This is a genomic window from Microbacterium sp., from assembly GCF_029263575.1.
Lineage (GTDB): Bacteria > Actinomycetota > Actinomycetes > Actinomycetales > Microbacteriaceae > Microbacterium.
In genome coordinates this window covers 1-3,059 of record NZ_JAJUFV010000234.1, presented here as the reverse complement: position 1 = coordinate 3,059, position 3,059 = coordinate 1, and the positions used below count along the sequence as shown (strand labels likewise).

Genomic DNA, 3,059 nt, shown 5'->3' with positions numbered 1-3,059 from the left:
GCTGCTCGGCGGCATGGAGTCGTTCGCCGGCGAGCTGGTCGGCGACGGACTGCGCGAGCTCGGCGTCGACGTGCGCACGAACACCGAGACCGTGAGCGTTCGTCGCGATGGCGGTGTTGTGACGCTTACGCTGGGGGACGGCAGCGACGTCGTCGCAGAAGAGGTTCTCGCCGCCACGGGGCGCTCGCCGCGCAGCGGTGACATCGGGCTGGAGGTCGCGGGTCTTGAACCTGGCCGCTATATCCGCACGGATGACACGCTCCGCGTACCCGGCAGCGACTGGCTGTACGCCGTCGGCGATGTGAACGGCCGCGCGTTGCTCACCCACCAGGGCAAGTACCAGGCGCGCGCTGCGGGAGACGTGATCGCCGCTCGTGCGGCGGGCGACGACGTCGACGATGCGGCGTGGGGGCGTCATGTGGCCACCGCAGATCACGCCGCCGTGCCGCAGGTCGTCTTCGGAGAACCGGAGGTCGCGTCGGTCGGGCTGACGGCCAAGGCCGCGGCGGATGCCGGATACTCCACCCGTGTGATCGATCACGATCTCGGTGCCGTCGCCGGCTCGGCGCTGCGCGAAGACGGTTACAGCGGACGGGCGCGGATCGTCGTCGACACCGACCGCGATGTCATCATCGGTGCCACCTTCGTCGGGCCCGATGTCGCCGACCTGCTGCAGTCGGCCACGGTCGCCGTCGTCGGCGAGGTGTCGCTGAAGCGACTGTGGCATGCGGTGCCGGCGTATCCGACCGTGAGCGAGATCTGGCTGCGGCTGCTGGAAGCCGCTGGCCGCGGATCGGCGTGAGGCCATCCGTTTGCGCATTCGCTCCGAACAGACCGGGAACGCCCGCGAATGTCCGCGGCATCACGTACGCTCGAATCCGAAACGGAGGAAAGGACATTTCCGGACACATCGCGTTCGCGCCAGGGGTAGAGGTCGTACCTTAACGGTTAGTCACAACCATCACTGGTGAACCCGCCGCTGTGAATCGACCAGAGAGAAGCGTATGATCGAGTTCCGCTCGGTGTCGAAGACATTCCCCGACGGCACGCACGCCGTCAATGATTTCAGCCTGGTACTGCCGTCGCGCAAGACCACGGTGTTCGTCGGGTCATCCGGTTGTGGCAAGACGACGTTGCTTCGCATGATCAACCGCATGGTCGAACCGACCGGCGGCGACGTCGAGATCGACGGCGAAAGTGTGCTCGGCAAAGAGCCCGTCGCCCTGCGCCGCAGCATCGGCTACGTCATGCAGAACTCCGGCCTGATGCCGCACTTCAGCGTGATCGACAACGTCGCCACCGTGCTGAGGTTGACCGGCACATCGAAGAAGAAAGCGCACGAGCGTGCGCGTGAACTGCTCGACACGGTCGGTCTCGACCGTGCTCTCGCCGATCGCTACCCGAGCCAGCTCTCGGGCGGTCAGCAGCAGCGCGTGGGCGTGGCGCGCGGCTTGGCCGCTGACCCGAACATCCTGCTCATGGACGAACCCTTCGGCGCGGTCGACACGATCGTGCGCGCTGACCTGCAGCAAGAGCTCATTCGGCTGCAGCACGAGCTCGACAAGACGGTCGTGTTCGTCACGCACGACATCGACGAGGCGTTTCTGCTCGGCGACCAGGTCGTCATCCTCGACAAGGGCGCGCGTGTGGTGCAGGTCGGAAGCCCCAGCGAGATCATCGAGAATCCCGCTGACGAGTTCGTCACGGCGTTCATCGGCGCCGAGCGCGGGCGCCGCGCGCTGTCGCTCAAGCAGACACCGAACGGCACTGTCGTCGTCGACTCCGAGGGCCGCACGCAGGGCGCGCTCGTGGACCCCACCCCGTTCTCCGGTGACGTCACATGAGCTGGGTCATCGACAACCTCGATCTCATCGTCAATCTCGCGCTCGTCCACCTCGGCCAGAGTGCGGTGGCGATCGTGTGCGGGTTCGTGCTCTCGCTGCCGCTGGGCTGGGTCGCGTGGCGCTACCGGCTCGTGCGCGGGCCGGTCGTGGTGCTGACGGGCCTGCTGTACACGATCCCGTCGCTCGCGTTGCTGATCCTGCTGCCCTCGGTCGTCGGGTATTCGACGCGCGACCCGGCGAACCTGATCCTCGGGTTGACGATCTACGCGGTCGCGATCCTCGTGCGCTCGGTCGCTGACGGCCTGGACTCCGTCGACCCCGGTGTGCGCCAAGCTGCCACAGCTGTCGGTTACGGCGGGCTGCGCCGATTCTGGACGGTCGATCTTCCGCTCGCCGGCCCGGTGATCCTCGCGGGCCTGCGCGTGGCTGCTGTCAGCACGATCTCGCTCGCCACGGTCGGAATCCTCGTGGGGGTCGAGAACCTCGGCTATCTGTTCACGAACGGTCTGCAGCGCCGGATCATCGCCGAGGTGTTGGCCGGTGTGCTTGCGGTGGTCATCATCGCGCTGATCATCGACCTGCTGCTTCTGCTCGCCGGCCGCGCGATCATGCCGTGGGCGCGCGCCTCGTCGACGGCCCCCCGGCGGCGGATGATCCCGATGAGGGCTGCCGCATGAATGTGTTCATCGATGCCTTCGCCTGGCTGTTCTCACCGGAACGGCTGGAGGGACAGTACGCCCTTCCTGTGCTGCTCGGTCAACACCTGTTCTACACAGTCGTGTCGGTGCTCATCGCCGCCGCGATCGCGATTCCGGCCGGCTGGGCGATCGGACACACGGGCCGCGGACGCGAGATCGCTGTGGCGATCTCGGGTGCTGCGCGTGCCGTGCCCTCGTTCGGCCTCATGGTGCTGCTCGTGCTGCTGATGGGCGTGCTGCGGGTTCCCGAGGCGGCGACGATCACGTTCGTCCTCCTCGCGATCCCCTCGCTGCTCGCCGGTGCCTACACCGGGCTCGAAGCAATCGACCGCCGGGTCATCGATGCGGCGCGAGCCAACGGCATGACCCAGTGGCAGGTGTTCTGGAAGGTCGAGGTGCCGCTCGGGATGCCGCTGCTCGTCGGCGGGTTGCGCTCGGCGACCCTCCAGGTCATCGCCACGGTCACGATCGCAGCCTACGTCAACCTCGGCGGGCTGGGATGGCCGATCATCCAGGG

The 3,059-nt window shown here is 67.3% G+C and carries 4 protein-coding genes; all 4 read left to right on the top strand.

The window, feature by feature from the left end; translation table 11 throughout:
• The coding region (locus tag Q1J95_RS15460) for an FAD-dependent oxidoreductase (RefSeq protein ID WP_300269276.1) at positions 1 to 802 on the top strand (802 nt) is incomplete at its 5' end.
• 202 nt (positions 803 to 1,004) lie between these two features.
• On the top strand, positions 1,005 to 1,844 hold the full coding sequence (locus Q1J95_RS15455; RefSeq protein ID WP_300269273.1) for an ATP-binding cassette domain-containing protein: 840 nt from the start codon (positions 1,005 to 1,007) through the stop codon (positions 1,842 to 1,844).
• Positions 1,841 to 2,521 (top strand): ABC transporter permease, encoded by a 681-nt coding sequence (locus Q1J95_RS15450; protein ID WP_300269271.1) that lies wholly within the window; start codon positions 1,841 to 1,843, stop codon positions 2,519 to 2,521. The genes Q1J95_RS15455 and Q1J95_RS15450 overlap by 4 nt, the downstream gene beginning before the upstream one ends.
• On the top strand, positions 2,518 to 3,059 hold a 542-nt coding region (locus tag Q1J95_RS15445), incomplete at its 3' end, for an ABC transporter permease (protein ID WP_300269269.1). The genes Q1J95_RS15450 and Q1J95_RS15445, both read left to right, overlap by 4 nt.

Coding starts and splice junctions, on each gene's coding strand:
- Q1J95_RS15450 (WP_300269271.1), top strand. CDS start 1,841: ATGAGCTGGGTCATCGACAACCTCGATCTCATCGTCAATCTCGCGCTC.
- Q1J95_RS15455 (WP_300269273.1), top strand. CDS start 1,005: ATGATCGAGTTCCGCTCGGTGTCGAAGACATTCCCCGACGGCACGCAC.